This is a genomic window from Bradyrhizobium sp. 26S5, assembly GCF_036923295.1.
Taxonomy (GTDB): domain Bacteria; phylum Pseudomonadota; class Alphaproteobacteria; order Rhizobiales; family Xanthobacteraceae; genus Bradyrhizobium; species Bradyrhizobium septentrionale.
Map to the genome: position 1 here is coordinate 3,104,534 of NZ_CP145948.1, position 24,019 is coordinate 3,128,552.

24 protein-coding genes are annotated in these 24,019 nt (G+C 65.0%); 17 read left to right on the forward strand and 7 right to left on the reverse strand.

What is annotated here, in order from left to right; all coding sequences use genetic code 11:
• The first annotated feature begins 124 nt into the window (after window positions 1-124).
• The 11 genes from V5279_RS14370 (at window position 125) to V5279_RS14420 (ending at window position 9,683) form a co-directional block, all read left to right on the forward strand.
• Window positions 125-1,375: an amino acid ABC transporter substrate-binding protein gene (locus V5279_RS14370; RefSeq protein ID WP_338698324.1), complete on the forward strand. Its 1,251-nt coding sequence runs from the start codon at window positions 125-127 to the stop codon at window positions 1,373-1,375.
• A gap of 45 nt (window positions 1,376-1,420) precedes the next feature.
• On the forward strand, window positions 1,421-2,344 hold the full coding sequence (locus tag V5279_RS14375) for a branched-chain amino acid ABC transporter permease (protein ID WP_166297761.1): 924 nt from the start codon (window positions 1,421-1,423) through the stop codon (window positions 2,342-2,344).
• Complete coding sequence (locus V5279_RS14380) at window positions 2,337-3,257, forward strand: branched-chain amino acid ABC transporter permease (RefSeq protein ID WP_338698326.1); 921 nt, start codon at window positions 2,337-2,339, stop codon at window positions 3,255-3,257. Before V5279_RS14375 ends, V5279_RS14380 begins: the two co-directional genes overlap by 8 nt.
• A complete protein-coding gene (locus V5279_RS14385; RefSeq protein ID WP_166297759.1) occupies window positions 3,247-3,975 on the forward strand; it encodes an ABC transporter ATP-binding protein in 729 nt (242 codons plus the stop codon). Before V5279_RS14380 ends, V5279_RS14385 begins: the two co-directional genes overlap by 11 nt.
• Window positions 3,965-4,450 (forward strand): ATP-binding cassette domain-containing protein, encoded by a 486-nt coding sequence (locus V5279_RS14390; protein ID WP_338698329.1) that lies wholly within the window; start codon window positions 3,965-3,967, stop codon window positions 4,448-4,450. The genes V5279_RS14385 and V5279_RS14390 overlap by 11 nt, the downstream gene beginning before the upstream one ends.
• Window positions 4,402-4,683 (forward strand): hypothetical protein, encoded by a 282-nt coding sequence (locus V5279_RS14395; RefSeq protein ID WP_338698331.1) that lies wholly within the window; start codon window positions 4,402-4,404, stop codon window positions 4,681-4,683. The genes V5279_RS14390 and V5279_RS14395 overlap by 49 nt, the downstream gene beginning before the upstream one ends.
• 56 nt (window positions 4,684-4,739) lie before the next feature.
• Complete coding sequence (locus V5279_RS14400; protein WP_338698333.1) at window positions 4,740-6,089, forward strand: amidase; 1,350 nt, start codon at window positions 4,740-4,742, stop codon at window positions 6,087-6,089.
• The gene (locus V5279_RS14405) at window positions 6,082-6,768 is read left to right on the forward strand and encodes a DUF2848 domain-containing protein (RefSeq protein ID WP_338698334.1); all 687 of its coding nucleotides are present in this window, start codon (window positions 6,082-6,084) and stop codon (window positions 6,766-6,768) included. Before V5279_RS14400 ends, V5279_RS14405 begins: the two co-directional genes overlap by 8 nt.
• Window positions 6,769-7,017: 249 nt before the next feature.
• Window positions 7,018-7,761: a 2OG-Fe(II) oxygenase gene (locus tag V5279_RS14410; protein WP_338698335.1), complete on the forward strand. Its 744-nt coding sequence runs from the start codon at window positions 7,018-7,020 to the stop codon at window positions 7,759-7,761.
• A 12-nt stretch (window positions 7,762-7,773) separates the two neighbouring features.
• Entirely contained in the window at window positions 7,774-8,427 is a 654-nt protein-coding gene (gene alkB, locus V5279_RS14415) for a DNA oxidative demethylase AlkB (protein WP_338698338.1), read from the forward strand.
• A gap of 41 nt (window positions 8,428-8,468) precedes the next feature.
• Window positions 8,469-9,683 carry an MFS transporter gene (locus tag V5279_RS14420; protein WP_338698340.1) on the forward strand — a complete coding sequence of 405 codons (1,215 nt, stop codon included), beginning with the start codon at window positions 8,469-8,471 and terminating at the stop codon, window positions 9,681-9,683.
• 94 nt (window positions 9,684-9,777) lie between these two features.
• Here the strand turns inward: V5279_RS14420 and V5279_RS14425 are convergent, their stop codons facing one another.
• The 6 genes from V5279_RS14425 to hpaH all read right to left on the reverse strand — a co-directional run bounded on the left by V5279_RS14425 (window position 9,778) and on the right by hpaH (window position 16,336).
• Window positions 9,778-11,406: a thiamine pyrophosphate-dependent enzyme gene (locus tag V5279_RS14425; protein WP_338698342.1), complete on the reverse strand. Its 1,629-nt coding sequence runs from the start codon at window positions 11,404-11,406 to the stop codon at window positions 9,778-9,780.
• A 24-nt stretch (window positions 11,407-11,430) separates the two neighbouring features.
• Window positions 11,431-12,303 carry a fumarylacetoacetate hydrolase family protein gene (locus V5279_RS14430; protein WP_338698344.1) on the reverse strand — a complete coding sequence of 291 codons (873 nt, stop codon included), beginning with the start codon at window positions 12,301-12,303 and terminating at the stop codon, window positions 11,431-11,433.
• 162 nt (window positions 12,304-12,465) lie between these two features.
• Window positions 12,466-13,449, reverse strand: coding sequence for a 3,4-dihydroxyphenylacetate 2,3-dioxygenase (gene hpaD, locus V5279_RS14435; RefSeq protein ID WP_338698346.1), 984 nt, complete (start codon window positions 13,447-13,449; stop codon window positions 12,466-12,468).
• A 123-nt stretch (window positions 13,450-13,572) separates the two neighbouring features.
• A complete protein-coding gene (gene hpaE, locus V5279_RS14440; protein ID WP_338698348.1) occupies window positions 13,573-15,117 on the reverse strand; it encodes a 5-carboxymethyl-2-hydroxymuconate semialdehyde dehydrogenase in 1,545 nt (514 codons plus the stop codon).
• The gene (locus tag V5279_RS14445; protein ID WP_166297748.1) at window positions 15,110-15,508 is read right to left on the reverse strand and encodes a 5-carboxymethyl-2-hydroxymuconate Delta-isomerase; all 399 of its coding nucleotides are present in this window, start codon (window positions 15,506-15,508) and stop codon (window positions 15,110-15,112) included. Before V5279_RS14445 ends, hpaE begins: the two co-directional genes overlap by 8 nt.
• A gap of 21 nt (window positions 15,509-15,529) precedes the next feature.
• On the reverse strand, window positions 15,530-16,336 hold the full coding sequence (hpaH, locus tag V5279_RS14450; protein ID WP_338698352.1) for a 2-oxo-hept-4-ene-1,7-dioate hydratase: 807 nt from the start codon (window positions 16,334-16,336) through the stop codon (window positions 15,530-15,532).
• A gap of 111 nt (window positions 16,337-16,447) precedes the next feature.
• Between hpaH and hpaR the strand changes: the two genes are divergently transcribed.
• Window positions 16,448-16,978, forward strand: a complete 531-nt coding sequence (hpaR, locus tag V5279_RS14455; RefSeq protein WP_338698354.1) for a homoprotocatechuate degradation operon regulator HpaR — start codon at window positions 16,448-16,450, stop codon at window positions 16,976-16,978.
• A gap of 35 nt (window positions 16,979-17,013) precedes the next feature.
• Here hpaR and V5279_RS14460 read toward each other — a convergent pair whose 3' ends face one another.
• On the reverse strand, window positions 17,014-18,009 hold the full coding sequence (locus tag V5279_RS14460) for a GntR family transcriptional regulator (RefSeq protein ID WP_166307047.1): 996 nt from the start codon (window positions 18,007-18,009) through the stop codon (window positions 17,014-17,016).
• A gap of 290 nt (window positions 18,010-18,299) precedes the next feature.
• Between V5279_RS14460 and V5279_RS14465 the strand changes: the two genes are divergently transcribed.
• From V5279_RS14465 to V5279_RS14485, 5 genes are all read left to right on the forward strand, one after another.
• Window positions 18,300-19,445, forward strand: coding sequence for an ABC transporter substrate-binding protein (locus V5279_RS14465; protein ID WP_166297745.1), 1,146 nt, complete (start codon window positions 18,300-18,302; stop codon window positions 19,443-19,445).
• A gap of 73 nt (window positions 19,446-19,518) precedes the next feature.
• On the forward strand, window positions 19,519-20,394 hold the full coding sequence (locus V5279_RS14470; protein ID WP_029082157.1) for a branched-chain amino acid ABC transporter permease: 876 nt from the start codon (window positions 19,519-19,521) through the stop codon (window positions 20,392-20,394).
• Entirely contained in the window at window positions 20,391-22,163 is a 1,773-nt protein-coding gene (locus V5279_RS14475) for a branched-chain amino acid ABC transporter ATP-binding protein/permease (RefSeq protein ID WP_338698362.1), read from the forward strand. The genes V5279_RS14470 and V5279_RS14475 overlap by 4 nt, the downstream gene beginning before the upstream one ends.
• Window positions 22,163-22,891: an ABC transporter ATP-binding protein gene (locus V5279_RS14480; protein ID WP_026192494.1), complete on the forward strand. Its 729-nt coding sequence runs from the start codon at window positions 22,163-22,165 to the stop codon at window positions 22,889-22,891. The genes V5279_RS14475 and V5279_RS14480 overlap by 1 nt, the downstream gene beginning before the upstream one ends.
• Before the next feature lie 36 nt (window positions 22,892-22,927).
• On the forward strand, window positions 22,928-24,013 hold the full coding sequence (locus V5279_RS14485) for a malate/lactate/ureidoglycolate dehydrogenase (RefSeq protein ID WP_166297743.1): 1,086 nt from the start codon (window positions 22,928-22,930) through the stop codon (window positions 24,011-24,013).
• The last annotated feature ends 6 nt before the right edge of the window (window positions 24,014-24,019 follow it).

The window sequence follows — 24,019 nt, forward strand, 5'->3', positions numbered from 1 at the left end:
CGCATATTCCGCCCCTCGCACAATTGCTAAGGCCGCGATGCTTGTGTCGCTCCGATCCGGCGCGTAGAAGGGCCGCGGTCCAAGATACGTCAAGGGCACGTTCAAGATACCCGGGAGGAATAATATGATGCTGAGGATCATCGGCGCGGCACTCGCTGCCAGCCTCGCATTCGCCACACAAGCCACGGCCGCCGACGCACCGTCGGAAATCAAGATCGGCACGCTCTACGCGTCCTCCGGACGCTACGCCTCGATCTCGATGCCGGTCTACAGCTCGCTGAAATTGTGGGTCGAGCAGAAGAATGCCGAGGGCGGCGTGTTCGTGAAGGCGTTCGACAAGAAGATCCCGATCAAGCTCGTCTCCTATGACGACCAGAGCAACACCGCGACTGCGTCTACGCTTTATAACCAGCTCGTCACCCAGGATAAGGTCGATCTCCTGGTCGCCGATTCCGGATCGGTGTTGACGGCGCCCGCGGTTGCGATCGCGCGCGATCACAAGATGTTCCTGTTCGACCAGACCGGCACCGGCGCGAGCTTCTTCTCCAAGGACAATCCCTACATCGCGCTGATGGCCGATCCGGTGTCGACCGTCTGGCCGAAGCCGGTCGCTGACTTCATCAGCCAGGACGGCCCTGGCCTCGGCATCAAGAAGGTCGCGATCCTCTACGCCACCAACGAATTCACCGGCACCCAGGCCAACGCGTTCCGCAAGTTCGTCAAGGATTCCGGCGCGCCGATCGAGATCGTCTACGACCAGGGCGTTCCGACCGAGACCACCAACTACAACGTGATCATCAACAACATCAGCAAGACCAATCCCGACGCGGTGATCCATTTCGGCTATGCGCCGAACGACATCGCTTTCCTGCGCAACGTCCAGGACGTCGGCACCAAGTTCAAGATGCTGTTCGCGATCTATGCCGGTCTCGAGACCGAGCTGCTCGAGAAGAACGTCGGCGCCAAGGGGCTGGAGCACATCTGGACCTATGTGCCGCCGTCCGAGCTGGATTATCCCGTCAATTTCGGGATGACCATGAAGGATTTCCGCGACGCCTGGCTGAAGAAGTACAACGACGGCAAGATGGAGTTCGGCTTCAACGCGGTGGCCGGCTACACCACCGCGCTGGTGGTCGAGAAGACGCTGTCGGTTGCGACCAGCCTCGATCAGATGGAGCTGCGTCGCGCCGTGTTCTCGCTCAGCGGCCAGCTCAAGACGCTGGACGGCACCTTCGCGCTGGACGAGACCGGCGGCCAGATCGGCGAGCTGACGCCGCTCGGCCAGCTCACGGTCGACGAGCACGATCACATCAAGTTCGTCTCGATCTATCCGCACGAGACCGCCAACGGCAAGCCGATCTATCCGGCGCCGTGATGCGATTTTCGGCGGGAGGCGTAACCTTCGGCGGCGAGCGGTAGCATGACCTATGCGCTCGTTGCCGGCGTGCTGTTCGGGCTGTATTTCAGCCTGGTCGGCATCGGCCTCAATCTCGTGTTCGGCGTCATGCGCATCGTCAATCTTGCGCATGGCGACATCCTGATGCTGGGCGCCTTCATCGCGCTCGGCGTGGTCGGCATCGCCGGCATCGATCCGCTGTTCGCGGTGCCGCTGGCCTTCGTGGTGTTCGTGCTGGCGGGCGTGCTGCTGTACTGGGTGCTGGTGCCGCGGCTGCAGGGCTCGGCCAATCCGGAAATGCTGTCGATCATCCTGTTCTTCGGCTTGTCGCAGGTGATCGAGGCCGTCACCACGATCTTCGCCGGCACCAGCGAGCGGTCGATCCAGAGCCGGCTGCTCGGCACCGTGTTCACGACCATCAAGGTGAAGTGGTTCGGCGGCAAGGCCGGCGGGGCAGGGCCGATCCAGATCTTCGGCCAGGGTTTTCCCGCGCCCTGGGTGATCGCGGCCTGCACCAGCCTGATCGCGATCGCGCTGGTCTATCTCTATCTCTACCACACAAGGCTCGGCACCCTGACGCGCGCGGTGATGTCGCGCCGCGACGAGGCGCTGGCGACCGGCATCGACGTCGATCGCGTCTCGGCGGCGGCGTTCGGCATCGGGCTCGGCATCGCCGCTGTCGCCGGCGTGTTCGCGCCCTTCATGTTCGGCTCGGTGACGCCGGCCTTCGGCGCCGATGCGACGGTGACGTCGTTTGCGATCGTCGTGCTCGGCTCGCTCGGCAATCCGCTCGGCACCGCGCTCGGCGGTGTCGTCTATGGCCTCTGCTACATGCTGGTGCAGACCTATCTCAGTTCCTGGGCCGACCTGTTGCCCTATGTGTTGCTGATCGTGATCCTGTTGTTGCGCCCGAGCGGTCTGCTCGGAAGGCGGGTGCGCGTTGCCTAGCGTATCGAAGCACCTGCTGTTCATCCTGGCGCCGCTGGTCGTGGTGTTCGCACTGCTGCCCGGCGTCTATCAAAACCATCTCTTGCTGTTCAACTTCGTGATCTTCCTGATCCTCGCGCAGGGCGTGAACATCATCTATGGCTTCACCGGCTATCTGCCGTTCGGCTATGTCGGCTTCTTCGGCGCCGGCGCCTATGGCTTTGCCATCATGGTGATGCACCTGCAGACGCCGGCGCCGTTGGCGGTGGTGGTCGGCGGCCTCGTTGCGGTGGCGCTCGGCCTGTTGCTGACACCGCTGCTGCGGCTGTCGGGCGCCTATTTTGCGATCGCCAATCTCGCGGCCTCGCTCGCGGTGCTGCACTTCGTCGCCAACCCGGCGCTGGAGGGGATCACCAAGGGCCCGTATGGCGTGTCGCTGACCGGCACGTTCAACCCGACCCACGCGTACTATGCGGCCGTCGTCGTGATGGCGCTGACCGTCGGCGCCGTGGTCTATCTCAAGAACTCGGCGTTCGGCCTCGCGCTGCAAGCCGTGCGCGAGGATGCGGTGTCGGCCTCAATGGCCGGCGTCAACATCATCAAGATGCGGGTGATCGCCTGGCTCGCCTCGGCGCTGGTCGCGGGCCTCGCCGGCGGCATCTACGCCTGGTACGTCTCGGTGTTCTATCCCGACAATGTGTTCTCCGGCGAGTTCAGCATTTTCGCGATCGTGTTCGCGCTGTTCGGCGGCGTCGCCACCATCACCGGACCGATCGTCGGCGTGCTGATCCTCTACGGCATCTACAATCTGATCGGCTTCACCACGCCGCAATATTTCCAGCTGATCTATGGCCTGTTGATCATGGGCCTGGTGCTGTTCCTTCCCGCAGGGCTGGTGTCGCTGGCAACGCGCAGGGGGTGGCATGTCCCCTGAGAAAACCCCCATCCTCAAGGTCTCCAAGCTGGTCAAGCGCTTCGGCGGCTTCCACGCGCTCGACGGCTTGAGCTTTCATGTCGTGCCGGGCGAGATCCTCGGGCTGGTCGGCCCCAATGGTTCGGGCAAGACCACGGCGATCAACGTGATCTCCGGCCTCTATGCGCCCGACGGCGGCGAGGTCGTGTTCGACGGCACGTCCTCTGGCGGCGTCGCCTCGCACAGACTGGTTCATCGCGGCATCAACCGCACCTTCCAGGTGCCAAAGCCGTTCCTGTCGCTCACGGTGCGCGAGAACATCCAGGTCGCGCTGGCCTATGGCGGTGCGACCGGCGCACCGTCGATCCCCGAGCTGCTCGAGGATTTCAGGTTGAAGGAGGTCGCCGACCGCCCCGCCGCCGATCTCAACAGCGCGCAGCAGAAGATGCTCGATCTGACCCGCGCGCTCGCGACGCGGCCCCGGCTGTTGCTGCTCGACGAACTCGCGGCCGGTCTCAACCCGGCCGAGCTCGACTGGATCGCCGGCCGCATCAAGGCGCTGGCCGCAACCGGCATGGCTGTTATCGTGGTCGAGCACCTGATGGGCTTCATCGAGCAGATCACCGACCGCGTCATCGTGCTCAATGCGGGCAAGGAGATCTTCGAAGGCACGCTTGCGACCGCGGTGCGCGAGCCGCAGGTGATCGAGGTATTTCTGGGAGGCGAGCATGCCCACTGATGCAGCGCCGCTTCTGGACGCCAAAGGCGTCGATGCCGGCTACGGCACCATGCAGGTCTTGTGGGGCGTCGATCTCGACGTCCGCCCCGGCGAGACCGTGCTGCTGCTTGGCGCCAATGGCGCCGGCAAGACCACCTTCCTGAAATCGCTGGTCGGCCTGATCGAGGCCCGCAGCGGCCATATCAGGCTCGGCGGCGAGGACATCACCAAAATGCGATCTTCGGACCGCATGAAGCGCGGCATGACCTACATGTCGGAGCTTGCGGTGTTTCCCGATCTGTCGATCGAGGAGAACATCCGGGTCGGCGCGCAGGCGCTCGGCCATGTCAATCCGGGCGGGCGGGTCGACGAACTCTACGGCCTGTTCCCGGTGCTGCGCGACAAGCGCCGCGACCGGCCTCCAGTCTGTCCGGCGGCCAGCGCAAGATGCTGGGCATCGCCAAGGCGCTCTCGGCCGAGCCGAAGCTCCTGGTGATGGACGAGCCCTCGGCCGGGCTGTCGCCGCTGTTCGTCAAGGAGGTGCTCCGCGCCTTGTCGAGCCTGCAGGGCCACGGATTGGCACTCTTGATCGCAGAGCAAAATATCGGTTTCCTTGAGATTGCCACCCGCGTATTCGTGCTGGAAGGCGGGCGCATCCGTTTCTCCGGCACGGTTGCCGAGATGAGCGGCAATGAAGACCTGCACCGCGCCTACTTCGGGTTGAAGTGATCCGGATCGGTGCGGCTATTCGGGCGACAACAAGGTCCAACTGTGAAGTGAAAACCATGCCCAAAAATCCGACACTCGCCTCCCTTGCCGCCGATCTCGAAAGCGGCGCGACCTCTGCCCGCAAGCTCGTCGAGCAATGCATCGCCAGGATTGCCGATCCGGCCGGCGAGGGCCAGCGCACCTTCATCCATGTCGACCGCGACGCCGCGCTGGAAGCCGCCGATGCCATGGACCGGCTGCGCAAGGCCAATGCCGCGCCGTCGCCGTTTGCCGGCATTCCGGTCTCGATCAAGGACCTGTTCGACATCAAGGGGCAGGTGACGCGCGCGGGCTCGCGGGCGCTGGACGATTCGGCGCCAGCGGATGCCGATGCGACTGTGGTGGCGCGGCTCAAGCGCGCCGGCTTCATCGTGATCGGCCGCACCAACATGACCGAGTTCGCCTATTCCGGCATCGGCATCAATCCGCATTACGGCACGCCGAAGAGCGCCTGGAATCGCAGCGTCGGCCACGTGCCCGGCGGCTCGTCCTCGGGGGCGGCGGTCTCGATTGCCGACGGCATGGCGTTCGGCGCGCTCGGCACCGATACCGGCGGCTCCTGCCGGATCCCGGCGGCGTTCAACGGCATCGTCGGCTACAAGCCGACGCAGCGCCGGATTCCGCTCGATGGCGGCGTGCCGCTGTCGTTCACCCTCGACAGCTATGGCCCGCTGGCGAATTCAGTCGCCTGCTGCGCCGCGCTCGATGCCGTGCTGGCCGATCAGCCGGTGACGCCGCTGACCCCGCGCCCTGTCAAGGGTATGCGGCTCGCGGTGCCGACCACCGTTGCACTCGACGACCTCGATGATGCCGTCGCAAAAACCTTCGAGCGTTCGCTCGCCGCGCTGTCGCGCGCCGGCGCGCTGATCGAGCGGATCGAGGTGCCCGAACTGCTCGATGTCGGCGTCATGAATGCCAAGGGCGGCTTTGCCGCCGCCGAGAGCTATGCCTGGCACCGCTTCCTGCTCGCCAGCAAGGGCGACATCTACGACCCCCGCGTCGCCGTGCGCATCCAGCGCGGCGAGGGCTTTCCGGCCGCCGACTATATCGATCTGCTCAACGCGCGGCGCTCCTTCATCGCCCGCACCGAACAGCGGATCGCGCCCTATGACGCGATGGTGCTGCCGACTACGGCGAACCTGCCGCCGACGATCGCCAGCCTCGCCGACGACAAGGCATTCGGCACCGAGAACCTGCGCGCGCTGCGCAACTGCACGCTGATCAATGTGCTCGACGGCTGCGCCATCTCGCTGCCCGCGCATCGCGAGGGCGAGGCCCCGGTCGGCCTGATGCTTGCAGCCGCAGGCGGTTCGGATCGCCGCATCTTCGAGCTTGCGGCCGGAATGGAGACCGTCATCCGTGTTTGATCTCACCTTCAATGTCGACGACAAGGGCGTCGCCACGCCGCTCACGCTGGAAATCAAACAGGCCGTGATCGCCGGCTGGACCGGCCGCGATCCGGTGGCGCGCGACAAGCATATCGCGGAGCTCGAGGCGCTCGGCATCGCGCGGCCCGCGACCACGCCGATCTATTACCGTTGCTCGGCGCGCCGGCTCACCTTCGCCGACGCCATCGAGGTCTGCGGCGAGGACTCCAGCGGCGAGGTCGAATTCGTGCTGATCGGCTGGCAGGGCCGCATCTTCGTCGGCTGCGGCTCGGACCATACCGACCGCAAGGTCGAGAGCTACAGCGTCACGGTGTCGAAGCAGATATGCGACAAGCCGATGGCCTCTGAGCTCTGGGAGCTCGAGAACGTCATCGGTCACTGGGACCGGCTGATCCTGCGCTCCTGGGCCACAATCGGCGGCCAGCGCGTGCTCTACCAGGAAGGCACGCTCGACCACATGCTGCCGGTCAAGGACCTGATCGCCGGCGGCTTCGAGAAGGGCGCGCTGCCCGACGGCTGCGCCATGTTCGGCGGCACCTTCGCGGCCAAGGGCGGCATCCGCCCGGCCAGCCGCTTCGAGTTCGAGCTGGAAGACCCGGTGTTGAAGCGGAAGATCAGCCATGGCTACGACGTGATCACGCTGCCGGTAAGAGGCTGACTTCTTCCCGCAAGTCGGGCCAGAAAAAGTCGGCTAACACTGCCTCCACGCGTCGTCCCGGCGAAAGCTGGGACCCATAACCACCGTCGTCAGTTGTTGAGATCGCTGGGGCCACAGCGTGCCAACCACAATGCCCTGTGGTTATGGGTCCCGGCTTTCGCCGGGACGACGCCGTGATTGTGGCGTCGTTCTCGGCATATTTCGGAAATCGGGTGGCGCCGGCCGCGCTCATGGGCCAGATTCCGCCGCATGACAGCAACAGCCAAAGCCATCGCTCGCCCAGCCACCGGCATTCCCGCCCGCATCGACGCGCTCGACTGGGACCAGATCACCGCCGACCTCGACACCCAGGGCTGCGCCGTCCTCAACGGCCTGCTGACGCCCGGGGAATGCGATGGCATCGCCGCGCTCTATCCCGATGACGGCCGGTTCCGCAGCCGGGTCGTGATGGGCCGCCACGGTTTTGGCCGCGGCGAGTACAAATACTTCTCCTATCCGCTGCCGGACCTGATCGCGGAGCTGCGGCCGGCGCTGTATGCGCGGCTGACCGCCACGGCCAATCGCTGGAACGAGACGATGGGGATCGAGATCAGCTATCCGACATCGCACGCGGCGTTCCTGAAGCGCTGCCACGATGCCGGGCAGACCCGGCCGACGCCGCTGCTGCTGCAATATGGCGAGGGCGACTACAACTGCCTGCACCAGGACCTCTATGGCGAGCACGTGTTCCCGATCCAGGTCGCGATCCTGCTGTCCGAGCCGGGGCGCGATTTCACCGGCGGCGAATTCGTGCTGACCGAGCAGCGGCCGCGGATGCAGTCGCGGCCCGAAGTGGTGCCGCTGACCAAGGGCGATGCGGTGGCCTTTGCCGTGCATCACCGTCCGGTGCAGGGGACGCGCGGTCCCTATCGTGTCAATCTGCGCCATGGCGTCAGCCGGATTCGCGCCGGCCATCGCCATACCGTTGGCGTGATCTTCCACGACGCAAAGTGAGTGCGCAGAAGCTTGGCTGCTGATCTGTTCGAGACCATTGGTGATGCAAGGCCGCCGCGCGAGACGATTGCGGACGGCGCGGTGCTGTTGCGCGGCTTTGTCCGGCCGTTCGAGGTCGAGCTGATCCCGGCATTGCGCGTCATCGTCAAGCAGGCGCCGTTCCGCCATCTGATCACGCCGGGCGGCCACCGGATGTCGGTCGCAATGACCAATTGCGGCAACCTCGGCTGGGTATCCGACGCAAGCGGCTATCGCTATGATCCGATCGATCCCGACACCGGACAACCCTGGCCGGCGATGCCGGAGGTGTTGCGCAGGCTCGCTGCCGACGCGGCGGATGAGGCCGGCTTCACCGGCTTTGCGCCGGAGGCCTGTCTGATCAATCGCTACGTCCCCGGCGCAAAGCTGTCGCTGCATCAGGACAGGGACGAGCTCGACTACGCGGCACCGATCGTCTCGATCTCGCTCGGGCTGCCGGCAATCTTCCTGTTCGGCGGCCTGAAGCGCAGCGACACGCCGCGCCGCTACCGGCTCGAACATGGCGATGTTGCGGTATGGGGCGGACCGTCACGGCTATTTTATCACGGCGTCGCGGCGCTCGCTGATGGCGAGCACAGCGTGCTCGGCCGCCAGCGCATCAATTTGACCTTCCGCAAGGTGCGCTAGCGCCCCTCCCGCAAACGTGGCGGGTGGTCTAAACTCATGACATGACCACCAAGGCCGACCGCGCCGTCAACCGTACCGGCGTCTATCTCGCCGTGCTGCAGCTCGTCTTCACGCTGGGCTGGACCACATACGTGATCCATCTGCCAAAGCTGTGCGCCGATGTCGGCATTGCGCCGACCACCGTCATCCTGATCCTGATGATGGATCAGGGCATCTTCACCATTACCGACACCGCCATGGGCATGGCCGCCGACCGGATCTCGAGACTGGTCGGCCGCCTCGGCGTGTTCGTCGGCATCCTCGCCGCGATCTCCTGCGCCGCCTTCATCGCGCTGCCTTACGTGGCGGGCACCGGGCCGGGCGCCAAGATCTGGCTGATCGCGCTGATCGTAATCTGGGCGGTGACGTCGTCGGCGTTGCGCGCGCCGCCGCTGACGCTGCTCGGCAAGTATCGGGCCGAGCCGTCGGTCCCGTTTCTCGCCGCGCTGGCGATGCTGGGCTATGGCATCGCCGGTGCGGTGTCGCCCTATCTCGCCGTTGTGCTGCGCGATCACGATGCGCGTCTGCCGTTCGTGTTGTCCGGTGCGGTGCTGCTGCTGACCGCGCTGGCGTTCTCAGGGATCGAGCGCCGCATCGCCGAGGAGGCGCAGCCGGAGCGGCTTGCGCCACCGGCCAAGCGGCTCGGCGCGGTGCCGATGTTCCTGATCGCGTCGATGGTGCTGCTTTCGCTCGGCTATCAGCTGCACTTCAACATCAACAGCGCCCCGTTCTACCTGCGCTTCGCCACGGCGGACAATCTGCAATGGCTGATGCCGGTGTTCTGGATCGGCTTCAATATCGCGATGTTTCCGGCGAGCATCGTCGTCAGGCATCGCGGCGGCCTGATCGTGATGGGCGCGGCGGGGCTGCTCGGCGCATTCGCCATCATTGCCGCCGAGATTGCCGGAAGCCTCAACGCCCTGATCGTGGCGCAATTCCTGGCGGGGGCCGCCTGGGGCTGCATGCTGATGAGCGCGGTGTCCGCAGCCCTTGCGATCGGGGAGACCGGCGCGGAAGGCAAGGTCACCGGCCTCGTGTTCTCGGCGCTGGCGCTTGCCACCTTTGCGCGGATGGCGGCGGTCGCCGGCGGCTTGCAGAAGATACCGGACTATGCGCCGCTGGTGCACTGGGCGCCGGTCGCCTGCTGGTCGGTCGCCGGCGCCGGCCTGCTCGTGATCGCCGCGTCGCGGCTGCAACGCGGCGTCAAGCAAACTTGATTAGCATCGTCATTCCGGGGCGCGAAGCGAACCCGGAATCTCGAGATTTCCGGGTTCGATGCTTCGCATCGCCCCGGAATGACGAGCGTTTGGCTTAGTTATTCCGCGCCGGATGGATAAACGCCCAGGGCGAAACCTCGGAATCTGTCGGCACCTCCACCGAGATCACGTAAGGGCCGCCGTCGGCCAGCGCCTTCTCCAGCACTGGGCGGAAGTGATCGGGCGAGGTGACGCGCGCGGCGCCGACGCCGAAGGATTCCGCGAGCTTGACGAAATCGGGGTTGACCAAATCGGAGGCGACGACGCGGCCGTCGAAACGCTCGCGCTGGTCGCGGCGGACATTGCCGTAGGCATTGTTGTTGAACACCAAGGTCACCACGCCGATCCTGAACTGCACGGCGGTGGCGAGTTCCTGCACGCCGAACATGAAGCCGCCATCGCCGGTGATCGCGACCACCGGCTTGTTCGGGTTGGCGACCTTGGCGCCGAGCGCGGTCGGGAAGCCCGAGCCGAGCGTGCCCTGATAGCCCGAGGTGACGAAAGTCCGAGGCTCGTAGATCGGAAAGCCGTACCAGGAGGCGAAGCCGACCTGCGACAGCTCGTCGGTGACGATCGCGTTTGCCGGCAGCACCTCGCGCAGGATCTTCAGATAGGCCATCTGCGGCTGGACGCGCTGGATCTCATGCTCGGTGGCAGCGGTGGCCTCGCGGATTGCCGTGCGGCGGCCTGAGGTCTTGCTGTAGCCGGCCTTGCGGACCGCGGCGACGAGATCGGCGGTGCCGGCCTTGGCGTCCGCGATCACGCCGGCGTCAGCGGGCCAGCGGCGCAGCTCGACCGGATCGATGTCGATCCGTACGCATTTCAGGCCGGCCGGCTGATAGGGCCAACGCGACATCGTCGGCAGCTCCATGCGGGTGCCGATGCCGATCATCAGGTCGGACTTTGGCCACAGTTTGTAGGCCGAAGCCATCGTGAGTCCGAGCTCATGCGCGTTGGAGACGATGCCGCGGCCGCTGCGGAACGCGACCACCGGCGCGTCGATCATCTCGGCGAGCTCGAGGATTTCCTCGCGCGCCTCGATGGCGCCGCTGCCGACGAAGATCATCGGCGCCTTGCTGCCGACGATCAGATCGGCGGCCGCCTTGATACGGTCCGGATCGGGCTGCGGCGCCGGCAGCGGGTCGAACGGCTTGACGGCCGCGACCTGGGTGCGCTGGGTGAACACGTCCCAGGGCATTTCCAGCGAGGCCGGGCCGCGCCGGCCCGACAGCATCTCCTGGAACGCACGCGACACCATCGCGGGCGCGTTGTCGGGGTATTCGATCCTGTCAGCCCATTTTACGAAGCTGCGCAGCGTTGCGAGTTGGTCCGGCATCTCGTGCAGATGGCCGCGGCCCTTGCCCAGGAATTGCGTCGGCACCTGTCCGGTCAGGCACAGCACCGGCTCGTTGCAGCCGAAGGCGGTGAGCAGCGCCGCCGAGGCGTTGAGCACGCCGGGGCCGGGCACCACGCTGAACACGCCGGGCTTGCCACTGGAGCGGGCGTAGCCGAACGCCATGTAGCCGCAGGCCTGCTCGTGCCGGGCGCCGATCACCTTGAGCTGCGCCTGGTGGAACGCATCGAACAGGCCATAGATCTGGGCGCCGGGCAGGCCGAACACGGTGTCGACGCCGTGGGCGACGAGGCCGTTGACGATCGCTTCGCCGCCGGATGTTGAGGTCATGGCACTGTCCACTTGCTTCTCGGGTTAGATCGCTTCGTCGACGACGCCGTTGCGCAAAATGCCGACGCCTTCAGCCTCGACCTCGACGACGTCACCGGGCCTCAGATAGCGCGGCGGATCGAACCGTGCACCTGCGCCGGTTGGCGTCCCCGTGACGATGATGTCGCCGGGAACCAGCGTCGTGAAGGTCGAGATGTAGTTGATGAGGTAGCGGAAGCCGAAGATCAAGCGCGAGGTGCGGTCGTCCTGCCTGACTTCGCCGTTGACCCGCGTGGTCAGGCGGATATCGGCGATCTGCGCTTCGCCGGTGTAGGGCACGATCCACGGGCCGAGACTACCGGTGGAATCGAAGTTCTTGCCCTGGGTGACGTTGAATTTGGCGTGGCGCACCCAGTCGCGGATGGTGCCTTCATTGCACAGCGTGATCGCGGCGATGTGATCGAGCGCGGCGCTCTCGGCAATGTGCCGGCCGGCCTTGCCGACCACGAGCACCAACTCGCCTTCATAGTCGAGCTGCGGCGAGATGCGGGGGCGCACCACCGGCGTGTTGTGGCCGACGAAGGAGCGCGGCACCCGCAGGAACATGCTGGGATATTTCGGCGCGTCCGAGCCGTCCTTGTACTCTGCGTTGCGGTCCGGATAGTTGACGCCGATGCAGATGATCTTGTCCGGCGCCGGGATCGGCGGCTGCCAGGCGACTGCGTCCAGCGCATGGTCGGGCGCGCGCTTGGCGGCATCCTCCACGAGCCTCGTCAGCGCGCCGGCGGCGATCGCCTCACGCAGCGTTGGATACTCTTTGGCGAAGCGCGACGAGAAGTCGACGATGCCGGTGTCGGTGACGGCGCCATATTTCGTGGCGCCGTTGATGGAGTAGGTGGCGAGGCGAGGGGCGGGCATCGGCAATCCATTCATTGGTGTCGTCCCGGCGAAGGCCGGGACCCATACGCCGCGGCCATCGGAATGGGTACGCGGCTAGACATTCTTTCGGCAACCCTATTCGGTGGTTATGGGTCCCGGCCTTCGCCGGGACGACGTGGATGGTGTTCGTTGCATTCGTGTTTAATCCGCAACCAGCACGTCGGCGACGAAGCGCGGCTCGCGCACGGTTTGCCCTGCGAAGGTCGAGCCCTCCTCGAACCAGGAGCGCGGCGCCGGCGCGCCCCACAGCGTCTGGCGGCGCGGATCGCGTAGCGACCAGCGCAGCGGCTCATGGTCATGATCGCCGGTGAAATAGTCGCTGGTGTAGAGCTCGATGCGGTGGCCATCGGGATCGCGGATATACAGGAAGAACGCGTTGGAGATGCCGTGCCGGCCCGGGCCGCGCTCGATATTCGCAAGGAAGCCGGAGGAGGCCATCACGTCGCAGAGATGCACGATGTTCATCGCGGTCGGTACCCAATAGGCGATGTGGTGCAGGCGCGGTCCCTTGCCGTTGGTGATGGCGAAGTCGTGGACGTTGCCCTTGCGATGCATCCAGGCGGCTGCGATGCGGCCATTGTCGCCGTCCTCCTCGGCATATTCGGTGAGGCGGAAGCCGAGCCGCGCATAGAAATCGACAGTGTCCTGCACTTCGGCGGCGAACACGTTGAAATGGTCGAGCCGCTGCGGATGGCAGCCCTTGTAGAGATCGTAGCGCCGCAAGAGATGCGGGCGCTTCTCCATCGTGGCATAGAGTTCGATCTGGAAGCCGAACGGATCGGTGAATTGCAGGGTGCGGCCCTGGAACGGCTGGTCGACGAAAGCATAGGCAACGCCATTTTCGGAGAAGAAGGCGGCCGCCTTGTCGAGATCGCCGTCATTACCGACCTTGAAGCCGAGCCGGTTGCAGGCGGCCTTCGGCGCCTTGCGCAGCACCACCGAGTGATGCTGGTGCTCCTCGCTGGCGCGCAGATACACCGCCTTGTTGTCGCGATCCTCGATATGGAGGCCAACTGTGTTCGAATAGAACGCGGCGCTCTTCTCCAGGTCCGTGACGTCGAGCACGGCATGGCTGCAGCGGATGATGTTGAAGGGCGGATCGAAGACGTGCGTCGGAACGGGCATGGTGTTTCCTCAATTTTGTTCGTCATTCCGGGGCGGTCCGCAGGACCGAACCTCAGATGCGCGATTGCGCATCGGGGAATCTCGAGGTTCCGGGTTCGCTTCGCGCCCCGGAACGACGTGCAATCAAATTCCCAGTTTCTGAATCTTGTGCGTCCCGCGCGCGAGCGAGACGTGCTTGGTTTCCATGTAGAAGTCGAACGAGTAATCGCCGCCGTCGCGGCCGATGCCCGACGATTTCATGCCGCCGAACGGGGTCGGCAGATGGCGGACGTTTTCCGAGTTGAGCCAGATCATGCCGGCTTCCAGCGCATCCGCCACGCGCAACGCGCGGCCCATGTCGCCGGTCCAGACATAGCCGGTCAGGCCGTATTGCACGCCGTTGGCGATCTCGATGGCGTCAGCCTCGTCCTTGAACGGGATCACGGTCAGGAACGGGCCGAACACCTCTTCCTGCGCGACGCGCATGGTCGGGTTGGCGCCGGTCACCAGCGTCGGCTGCACATAGTGTCCGCCGCCGGGGCCGTCATGCGGCTTGCCGCCGACCGCGATCGTGGCGCCGTCCTTCTTTGCGACGTCGAAATAGCTGCAGACCTTGGCCAGATGCCGTTCATGGATCAACGGCCCGATCTCGGTTGTGGGATCGAGGGGATGACCGACCTTGAGTGCCTTGACGCGCGCGGTCAGCTTCTCGATGAACTTGTCGGCGATGCTCTGCTGGACGAGGAGTCGGCTCGACGACGTGCAGCGCTCGCCGTTGAGCGAGTAGATCATGAACACGACGGCATCGAGCGCGCGGTCGAGATCGGCGTCGTCGAACACGATCACCGGATTCTTGCCGCCGAGCTCGAAATGCACGCGCTTCAGGGTCGGGGCACCCTGCGCCATGATCGCCGAGCCCGTCGTGCTCTCGCCGACAAAGCCGATCGCCTTGATGGCGGGGTGTTCGGTCAGCGCCTTGCCGGCCTCTTCGCCGAAACCGTGCACGGTGTTGAGCACGCCGTCGGGGAGGCCGGCCTGTTTTGCAAGTTTCACCAGCAGGTCGGCCGTGACCGGCGACCATTCCGCCGGCTTGTGCACCACGGTGCAGCCGGCGGCAAGCGCAGGTGCGATCTTCCAGGTCGAGAGCATGAACGGCGTGTTCCACGGCGTGATCACGCCGACCGGACCGATCGGTACGCGGGTCGAGATGTTCCAGTGTTCGTCCGACGGCGTGTTGAGGCCGTCGCGCGCCTCAGTGCATTTGTCGGCGAAGAAGCGGAAATTCTCCGCGGCGCGGATCGCGCCCTTGGCCATGAAGCGGTGCGCCTGACCGGTGTCGATGCATTCGAGCACGGCGATGTCGTCGGCGCGCTCCTCGATCGCGTCGGCGACGCGATGCAGCAGCTTGCGGCGCTGCGCCGCCGGCATGTCGCGCCAGGCCTTGAACGCCTTGGAAGCAGCGGTCGCGGCGCGGTCGATATCCTCGGCATTGCCGCGCGCGACGGTTGCCAGCACGGTGCCGTCGATCGGCGATTTCGTCTCAAAAGTCTGGCCGGAGGCCGCCGGGACGACCTTGCCGTCGATCACATTGCCGATGCCCTCTGCCTTCAACTTGGCGAGCAGGGGGCCGGCGCGATCGCGATTGGCCTGGAATACGTCGGCGGCGGATTTCGAGGTGGCTTTATCCATTGACCGTCTCCACCTTCAGTGCCTCGTGGATGTTGTTGCGTTTCCAGCTGGTTTCCTTGTCGTTGATCTGCATGTCGAACGACAAGGCGAATTTGCTCTTTGCAAATACCGGATCAAGATGCGCCGACAGCGCCTTGAAGATGTGCTCGCCGGCCTTCTTGCGGGTGGCGAGGTCGCGGCCTTCGCCAAGCCGCAGTACCATGTCGAGGAAGCCGTAATTCGCGCGACCGTCGGCGATCGCGTAATGCTCGCATCTGACGGCGCGGACGCGGATGCCGCCGAGCGGGAAGATGCCGGTCTCGACCGCAGCCTTGCGGACCAGTTCGACTGTTACGCCGATGTCGACGAGGCCGTCGAGGTTGGCGGAATATTCAAGCGTGAAATGCGGCATGCAGCGCTCCTGCTGAGTGCGTCAGGCGAAGTAGCAGCTCACGGAACCGTACGGTCCGTAATCGGCCTGAATGGTGTCACCCTTGCGGGTCTCGGTCGGGCGGATGAAGGAGCCTGCCAGCACGACCTGTCCGGCCTCCAGCGCCAGCCCGTTCGGGGCGATCTTATTGGCGAGCCACGCCACCGCGGTCGCCGGATGATTCAACACGCCGGCGGCGAGTCCGGTTTCCTCGAGCTGGCCATTTCGGTAGCAGAGCGCGCCGATCCAGCGCAGATCGGTTTCCAGCGGACGGATCGGCCGGCCGCCGAGCACGATGCCGGCATTGGCGGCATTGTCGGCGATGGTGTCGAAGATTTTTCGCGTTGCCTTGGTCTCGGGGTCGACGCGTTCGACCCGTGTATCCAGGATTTCCAGTGCCGGCACCACGAAGTCGGTGGCGTTGAGCACGTCGAACAGCGTGCAGTTCGGCCCAGCCAGGCGATGCTTCATCACGAAGGCGAGCTCGGCCTCGACGCGGGTTGCGATGAAGCGGTCGGTCGGCACCAAGCCGCCATCGGCAAAGAACATGTCGTCGAGCAGGATGCCGGAATCGGGCTCGTCGATATTGAGCGCGCTTTGCATCGCCTTCGACGTCAGGCCGATCTTGTGGCCCTTGACGACGCGGCCCTGCGCCACCTTCATCTCGACCCAGGCCTTCTGAATCGCGTAGGCCTCTTCGAGGGTGATACGGGGGTATTCCAGCGACAGCTGGCGGATTTGCTTGCGGGTCTTTTCCGCAGTGTCGAGCCGTTCGGCGGCAGCGCGGATATCGTCCTTGGAGAGGGCCATGCGTGATACACAAAAGTGGATGCTGGGGAGATGATTAACATGTTAAGTGAATTCCCGCAAACTGAATCGGGGCATGCTGCAACGCAAAAGATCGTTGTGGTGGATTGAGCGATGGCGCGAAAAAATAACGACACGCGGTCGGGGCAGGGTGATGAAGGATCGCCGCGCCGCACGCCGATGCGCGAGTTTTCGCGCTCGCTGCCGATGTCGCTGCTCCGCGCCCGCGAAGCGGTGATGCGGCAATTCCGTCCGTCGCTGCGCAATCACGGGCTGACCGAGCAGCAATGGCGGATCCTGCGTGCGCTCACCGCGGTCGACGAGATCGAGGTCACCGAGCTCGCCCGCATGGCGTTTCTGCTCGGCCCGAGCCTGTCGCGCATCCTGCGCGATCTCGAGGCGCGCCAGTTGATCGAGCGCAAGGCGGCGGCGACAGACGCGCGACGTGCGGTGGTTTCGATCTCCACCAAGGGGTTGAAGCTGATCGAGGCGGTGGCGCCGACCTCGGAGGTGATCTACGCCGCCATCACCAGGCGCTATGGCGCGCGCAAGCTCGCGGAACTGCAGGAGATGCTGGGCGCGTTGGAAGCCAGCCTTGCCGGAATGAGCTCCACGGATGATGTCGAGCTCGATGCGGACGAGTAGCCGGCAATTTGCGCGAGGGCGCGCAGCAGTGCCGGTCAGGCCATGTAGGGAACGCGCGAAATCACGTTGATGGCACGGAATTCGGCGATCCAGCCGGCGACCTTCGAGTGGGACCACTCGATATGCCGGCGCAGGGTCGCGGCCGCCGCATCGCCGTCGCGGGCGCGCAAGGCTTCAATGATCACCAGATGCTCGTCCATGAAGGAATCGATCTGCGGCGCGGTCAGGGCGACCTGAATGTGCTTGCCGATCACGAAAGCGCAGTGGGTGCGCTTGAGGGCTTCGAGCATCTCGCGATTGACGCCGTAACCCAGGCACTGGATATGGAGGTCCCCCTCGATCTCGTCGAGTTCGCCGACGCCGACCCGGTCGCGATATTGGATGCCCTCGCGCAGCCGCTCGGCCATCCGGTCGAGCAGCGCCGCCGGTATCTTTGCGGCAGCGGATTTCAGCAGCAGCGGTTCCAGCGTCGCGCGCATCTCGAAGATGTCGCGAACGCGGTCCTCGTCCAGCGGCACCACGTACCAGTGGGCCTTGGCGCCTTTCTCCAGGATTCCGATCGCCTGCGCACGCAGCAGCAAATTGCGCGCAACGGTGCGCCCGACCCGGAAATGCCGCGCCAGTGCGAGCTCGCTGACGCGGAAGCGTCCGAACAGCGACCTGTAGATGATCTCGCGTTCGAGCTTGTAATAGAGGGCGTCCCAGGCGTCGCTGCGCACCGCCTCGACCGGTCCGTCGGTCAGCCCCAGCATCTCCGGCGTGATCGGGACGCGACGCGGTTCGACCTGGCGCTTGCCGGCGATGACGCCGCGGCCGTCGAACCGGCGCACCAGGCCGATAAGCTCCAACTGCTCGAAGGCCTGCCGCACCGGGGAGCGGCTGGAGCCGAACATGGTCGCAATCGCCGATTCGGAGAGAACCGTGCCGGGCGGCACGTCACCGGTCCGGATACGCTTGGCCAATGCGGCCTTGATCAGCGCATAGGCCGGTTGTTTCCGTCTGGTCTGCGATTTCGCTCTTGGCATCGACATGGATGGGTGCTCGGCCGCCACACTAACACGTGATCGCGTCGCGGTCGCTCGCAACAGGCATTTACGCACCGCCTGTGCCGAACTTTTGACTATTGCGTGCAATGTACAATCATGGTTAGCTGGCCCATACGCTTGGATTTGATGGTCGCCGTTGCACGTCGGGTGCGCTGCAGCGGCGCTGATGTTTGTTCGTCACGCTGCGATTGCTGTGGACAGGGCAACGAGTCTACGCGTCCAGCTCGTCTCAACGCAGCCGACAAGCAAGTTCGGCGCAATACAGGGAGGATTGAATGAAACTGACGAGGCGTGAGTTTTCCGCCGGTTTGGCGGCAGGTCTCGCTGCTCCCGCGCTGATGCGGAGCGCTTGGGCGCAAGGCGCGACCATCAAGATCGGCATGTGCGTGCCGGTGACCGGACCGGCCGCGGAGCAGGGGCTGTGGGCGCAGAACGGCGCCAAGCTGGCGCTGGCCGCGGTCAACAAGGCCGGTGGCGTGCTCGGCAAGCAGGTCGAACTCGTCATCGAGGACGACCAGACCACCAATCCGGGCATCGTGCTGGCCTTCTCCAAGCTCGCCGCGCAATCCGACATCGTCGCCTTCCTCGGCTCGATCCGCTCGACCCAAGTGCAGGCGATGGCGCCCGACGTGATCAAGGTCGGCAAGCCGGTGATGATCGGCGGCACCAATCCCGACCTTACCCATTCCGGCAATCCGTGGCTGTTCCGCTTCCGTCCGAATGACAATTATTCCGGCCGCGTGATCGCCGATTTCGGCGTCAACACGCTGGGCAAGAAGAAATGGGCGATCGTCCATTCCACCGATGCCTTCGGCACCGCGGGCGGCAAGGCGCTGTCAGAAGCGCTGACCAAGCTCGGCGCGCCGCCGGTGCTCGACCAGGGCTATGCCAACCAGAGCCAGGACTTCACCCCTGTGGTGCTGGCGGTGAAGCAGTCCGGCGCAGATGTGCTCGGCACCTACTTCACCTTCGAGAACGACCTCGGCATCTTTGCCCGGCAGCTGCGTCAGCTCGGCGTCAACATCCCCTGGGTCGGCTCGCCCTCGGTGGTGGCGGTCTCCTCGACCAAGCTCGCCGGCCCCGCGCTGTTCGGTACCTTCGGGGTCGCCGACTTCGCCGAAGACTCAAGCGACGCCGCAAAGACGTTCGGCAAGGCCTATCGCGATGCCTACAAGACCGCGCCCGACAATCAGAGCGCCTGGCCATACGACGCGATCACCATCCTGTCGGCGGCGATCAACAAGGCGGGCTCGACCGATTCGAACAAGATCCGCGACGCCATCCTGGCGACGCAGAAATTCGCCGGTGCCGAAGGCGAGTACAATTTCGACAAGAACGGCGACGGCCTGCACGGCTACAACGTCGTGAAGAACGAGAAGGGCACGATCGTCTACGACAAGCACATCGACTTCAACGATTGATTGCGGATCGGCCTCGCCGTTGAACCCGGCGAGGCCGCTTCCCCCGCGCACACTGTTCTGATCGGGCGCTGTCATGGATCTGGTCCTACAACTTCTGTTCACGGGCATCGGCATCGGCGCGGTCTACGCGCTGGTCGCGCTCGGCTTCGTGCTGATCTTCCGCGCCACCAATGTGGTGAACTTTGCGCAAGGCGAATTCTCGATGGTCGCCGCCTATCTGATGGTGGTGTTCTCGGTCGATCTCGGCTGGCCTTACTGGCTGTCGTTTCTGATCGCGCTAGCCGGCATGGCGCTGTTCGGCGTCATCTTCAATCTCGGCGTCTACTATCCGCTGCGCCACCGCACCTATCTGCCTGTCATCATCGCCACCATCGGCGCCTCGATCCTGCTGTCGAACTCGGTGCTCGCGATCTACGGCCCGCAGCCGCAGGTGCTGCAGGGCTGGTTCGATACGCCCGGCATCCAGCTCGGCCCGGTCTATCTGGACAGCCAGTACCTGTTGATCATCGGCGTCACCATCCTGCTGGTGCTGTTCAATTTCTGGTTCTTCGAGAAGACGCTGCTCGGCAAGAAGCTGCAGGCGACCTCGCAGGACAAGGAGATGGCCTCGCTGCTCGGCATTTCCGTCTCCACCATGATCATGATCACCTTCATCTATTCGGCTGTGCTCGGCGGTCTCGCCGGCATCCTGGTGGCGCCCGTGCTGTTCGTCTCGATCCAGATGGGCTCGACGATTGCACTGAAGGCGTTTGCCGCGACCATCATCGGCGGCTTCGGCGACGTCGCCGGTGCCATCGTCGGCGGGCTTGCGCTCGGCGTCATCGAGACCTTCGGTGCGGCCTACATCTCGGTTCCCTACAAGGACGGCTTTGCCTTCCTGGTGCTGATCGCCTTCCTGGTGTTCCGACCGCAGGGCATCTTCGGCGAACGTGTCGCGGAGAAAGCATGAGCGCCAGCGACAACATGATCCCGGCGCCGGCCGTGCGCTCCAAGCCGCTGATCGTCCGTCATCTGCCGTATTTCGTCGGCGCTGCGGTGCTGGTGGCGCTGGCTGCCGGCATGCGGTTCGATGGCTACATCCTCAACATCCTGCTGCAGGCCACGACCTTCTCGATCGCGGTGTTCGGGCTTTCGGTCGTGCTCGGCCTGTGCGGCCAGATCAACCTGGCGCAGGCCGCATTCTTCGGCTTCGGCGCTTATGCGGTCGGTCTCGGGACCGCCGACCTGCATTTGAACTTCTGGCTCTGCCTGGTTGCGGCCTGCGTCATCACGCCGGTGGCGGGCGCGTTCCTCGGCATGTCGACGCTGAGGCTGGGCGGGCATTACTTGGCCATGGTGACGATCTCGTTCCAACAGATCGTGACGCTGGTGATGATCAATGCCATCGGCCTGACCCACGGGCCGGACGGCGTCGCCAATATTCGCCGGCCCGAACTGTTCCAGTCGTCGCAGAGCTATCTCGCCTTCTGCGTCGCGATGCTCGCGATCGTCGGCTATCTGGTCTGGCATCTGCCTGACACCAAGCTCGGCCGCGCCATGCGCGCGGTGCGCGACAATGAGCTCGCGGCTGGCGTCAACGGCATCGACGTGTTCCGCACCAAGATCTACGCGTTCGGGCTCTGCGCGCTGCTCGGCGGTCTGGCCGGCGGCCTGTTCGCCGGCGGCTTTGCCTATGTCAGCCCGGATCAGTTCTCGTTCGCGGAATCGATCGTGTTCCTGACCATGTCGCTGCTCGGCGGCGTGGCCTCGCCGATCGGCTCGGTGATCGGCACCGGGCTGTTGATCCTGATCCCGGAATGGCTGCGCTTCCTGAAGAGCGTGCCGGGACTTTATCTGGCGATCTACGGCCTGTCGGTGATCCTGATCATCCGCTTCATGCCCGACGGCATCTGGGGCTTTGTGTCTGATGCATTCACGCGCTTGCGGGCGCATGCCAAGGCGCCGCCGGCTGCGGCTGCCTTGCAGCTCAGGCCGGCGACCACCGGCGGCGACATCGTGCTCGAAGTGACCGGGCTCTCGAAGCATTTCGGCGGCCTGAAAGCGGTCGACGGCGTCGACATCGCGGTGAAGCGCGGCGGCGTGCATGCGCTGATCGGACCCAACGGCTCCGGCAAGACCACGACGCTGAACGTGTTGTCCGGCCTCTACAAGGCAACTGCCGGCAAGATCGTGCTCGACGGCACCGACATCACCAATATGGCGCCGCATCAGCGCACGGCGGCGGGTCTCGGCCGCACCTTCCAGAACATCCGCCTGTTCCGCTCGATGACGGCGCTGGAGAATGTCGAGATCGGCGCCGAGCGGCCCGGCAACACCATGATCGGGAAGGGCGAGGACGCGTTGACCGAGCGCGCGATGGAGGCGCTGACCTTTGTCGGCCTCGGCAATCGCGCCAACGAGCTGATCTCGAGTTTCTCCTACGGCCACCAGCGCCTGATCGAGATCGCGCGGGCGCTGGCGTCGAACCCGACGCTGCTGCTGCTCGACGAGCCGGCCGCCGGCCTCAACTCGACCGAGAAGCTCGAGCTGCATGAGCTATTGAAGCGGATCGCAGCGCAAGGCCTCACCATCCTGATCATCGATCACGACATGACGCTGGTCTCGGAAGCCGCCCAGCACATCACCGTGCTGAACTTCGGACGCCGCATCGCGGACGGCGAGTCCATGGCGGTGCTGCGCCATCCCGACGTCGTCTCCGCCTATCTCGGAAGCGAATGATGCCGCTGCTCGAAATCCGCAATCTCGTGGTCCGCTACGGCGAGATCGAGGCGCTGCGCGGCGTCACCATCGCCGTGGAGCAGGGGCAGGTGGTCACGCTGCTCGGCGCCAACGGCGCCGGCAAGTCGACCACGCTGCGTGCGATCTCAGGCCTCGCCAAGCCCGCCTCCGGCGACATCATGTTCGACGGTCACTCGATCGCCGGCCTCGGGCCGGAGGCGATCGTGCGGCTCGGCATCTCGCATGTGCCGGAAGGTCGCCGCGTGTTCCCGGGCCTCACCGTGAAAGAGAACATCATGCTCGGCGCGTCGAACCGGAAGGTATCGGCGTCGCAGATCTCGCGCGAGGCCGACGCGATGTTCGACCTGTTTCCGGACATCCGTGCCTTTTCCAACGCGCTCGGCTGGACATTGTCCGGCGGCCAGCTGCAGATGGTCGCGGTGGCGCGCGGCCTGATGGCCAAGCCGCGATTGTTGCTACTGGACGAGCCCTCGCTCGGGCTGGCGCCTGTCATCGTGCAGGCGGTGTTCCGCATCATTTCGCAGATCAGGAAGGACACCACGGTCTTGCTCGTCGAGCAAAATGCGCGCATGGGACTTTCAGTCGCCGATCACGGTTTTGTCCTCGAGACCGGGCGGATCGTGCTGGGCGGCAAGCCTGACGAATTGTGGGGCAACGAAGCCATCGCCGCGGCCTATCTCGGCGGCCACGCCAAAACCCACGCCTAACAACGCACCGTGCTTTATCAAGCGAGCTAGTCTTTCATGGTCACCATCAAGGTCGATAACCTCATCAACTTCGTCTCCGAGGTGTTTTCCCATTCGGAGTCCGCTCCGGACGAGGCGAAGCGCATCGCGACCTACCTGACGACGGCAAACCTCACCGGCCACGACAGCCACGGCGTGATCCGCGTGCCGGTCTATGTCAGGTGGAAGAAGATGGGCTCGATCGTGCCGAACCAGACCCCCGAGGTCGTGGTCGACACGCCGTCGCTCGCGGTGGTCGACGGCAAGTTCGGCTATGGCCAGACCGTCACGCCGATTGCGGTCAAGCTCGGCATCGAAAAGTGCAAGAAGGCAGGCCTTGCTGCAGTCGCGCTGCGCAACTCCGGCCATCTCGGCCGCGTCGGCGACTGGGCCGAAATGGCCGCCGCCGAAGGTCTCGTCTCGATCCATTTCGTGACTGCGGCCGGCTCGCTGCTGGTCGCGCCTTACGGTGGCGTCGAGAAGCGGCTGTCGACCGCGCCATATTGCGTCGGCATTCCGCGCGAGGGCCAGGATCCGATCGTGCTCGATTTCGCCACCTCCGTTGTTGCGGAAGGCAAGGTGCTGGTGGCAAGCCGCGGCGGCAAGAAGCTGCCACATGGCGCGCTGGTCGATGCCGACGGCACGCTGAGCGAAGATCCGCACGTGCTATATGGCCCGTACACACCGGACGGGCCGCGCGACCACACCAAGGGAACCGGCGCGATCCGCGCCTTCGGCGATCACAAGGGCTCGGGCCTTGCCTTCATCTGCGAGCTGCTCGGTGGCGCGCTGACCGGCACCGGCGCGACGTCGTCGGACCGGCGCTTCGCCAACGGCATGATGGCGTTCTACATCGATCCCAAGGTGATCGACACCAGCAACTTCTTCGACGGCGAGATCACCCGCTACACCGATTTCATCCGCGCCACCAAGCCGATCGCGGGTACAGAGTCCGTGCTGGTTCCGGGCGATCCCGAGCGGAAAACCCGTGCCGACCGCACCAAAAACGGCATCCCCTTGCCTGACGACACCTGGGCGGCGATAGTGAACACCGCGCGCGAAGTCGGCGTCAGCGAAGTCTCGATCCAGCGGGCGACCAGCTGAGGTCCG

Coding starts and splice junctions, on each gene's coding strand:
- V5279_RS14370 (WP_338698324.1), top strand. CDS start 125: ATGATGCTGAGGATCATCGGCGCGGCACTCGCTGCCAGCCTCGCATTC.
- V5279_RS14375 (WP_166297761.1), top strand. CDS start 1,421: ATGACCTATGCGCTCGTTGCCGGCGTGCTGTTCGGGCTGTATTTCAGC.
- V5279_RS14385 (WP_166297759.1), top strand. CDS start 3,247: ATGTCCCCTGAGAAAACCCCCATCCTCAAGGTCTCCAAGCTGGTCAAG.
- V5279_RS14390 (WP_338698329.1), top strand. CDS start 3,965: ATGCCCACTGATGCAGCGCCGCTTCTGGACGCCAAAGGCGTCGATGCC.
- V5279_RS14395 (WP_338698331.1), top strand. CDS start 4,402: ATGCTGGGCATCGCCAAGGCGCTCTCGGCCGAGCCGAAGCTCCTGGTG.
- V5279_RS14400 (WP_338698333.1), top strand. CDS start 4,740: ATGCCCAAAAATCCGACACTCGCCTCCCTTGCCGCCGATCTCGAAAGC.
- V5279_RS14410 (WP_338698335.1), top strand. CDS start 7,018: ATGACAGCAACAGCCAAAGCCATCGCTCGCCCAGCCACCGGCATTCCC.
- V5279_RS14420 (WP_338698340.1), top strand. CDS start 8,469: ATGACCACCAAGGCCGACCGCGCCGTCAACCGTACCGGCGTCTATCTC.
- V5279_RS14425 (WP_338698342.1), bottom strand. CDS start 11,406: ATGACCTCAACATCCGGCGGCGAAGCGATCGTCAACGGCCTCGTCGCC.
- V5279_RS14430 (WP_338698344.1), bottom strand. CDS start 12,303: ATGCCCGCCCCTCGCCTCGCCACCTACTCCATCAACGGCGCCACGAAA.
- hpaD (WP_338698346.1), bottom strand. CDS start 13,449: ATGCCCGTTCCGACGCACGTCTTCGATCCGCCCTTCAACATCATCCGC.
- hpaE (WP_338698348.1), bottom strand. CDS start 15,117: ATGGATAAAGCCACCTCGAAATCCGCCGCCGACGTATTCCAGGCCAAT.
- V5279_RS14445 (WP_166297748.1), bottom strand. CDS start 15,508: ATGCCGCATTTCACGCTTGAATATTCCGCCAACCTCGACGGCCTCGTC.
- hpaH (WP_338698352.1), bottom strand. CDS start 16,336: ATGGCCCTCTCCAAGGACGATATCCGCGCTGCCGCCGAACGGCTCGAC.
- hpaR (WP_338698354.1), top strand. CDS start 16,448: ATGGCGCGAAAAAATAACGACACGCGGTCGGGGCAGGGTGATGAAGGA.
- V5279_RS14460 (WP_166307047.1), bottom strand. CDS start 18,009: ATGTCGATGCCAAGAGCGAAATCGCAGACCAGACGGAAACAACCGGCC.
- V5279_RS14465 (WP_166297745.1), top strand. CDS start 18,300: ATGAAACTGACGAGGCGTGAGTTTTCCGCCGGTTTGGCGGCAGGTCTC.
- V5279_RS14470 (WP_029082157.1), top strand. CDS start 19,519: ATGGATCTGGTCCTACAACTTCTGTTCACGGGCATCGGCATCGGCGCG.
- V5279_RS14475 (WP_338698362.1), top strand. CDS start 20,391: ATGAGCGCCAGCGACAACATGATCCCGGCGCCGGCCGTGCGCTCCAAG.
- V5279_RS14480 (WP_026192494.1), top strand. CDS start 22,163: ATGCCGCTGCTCGAAATCCGCAATCTCGTGGTCCGCTACGGCGAGATC.
- V5279_RS14485 (WP_166297743.1), top strand. CDS start 22,928: ATGGTCACCATCAAGGTCGATAACCTCATCAACTTCGTCTCCGAGGTG.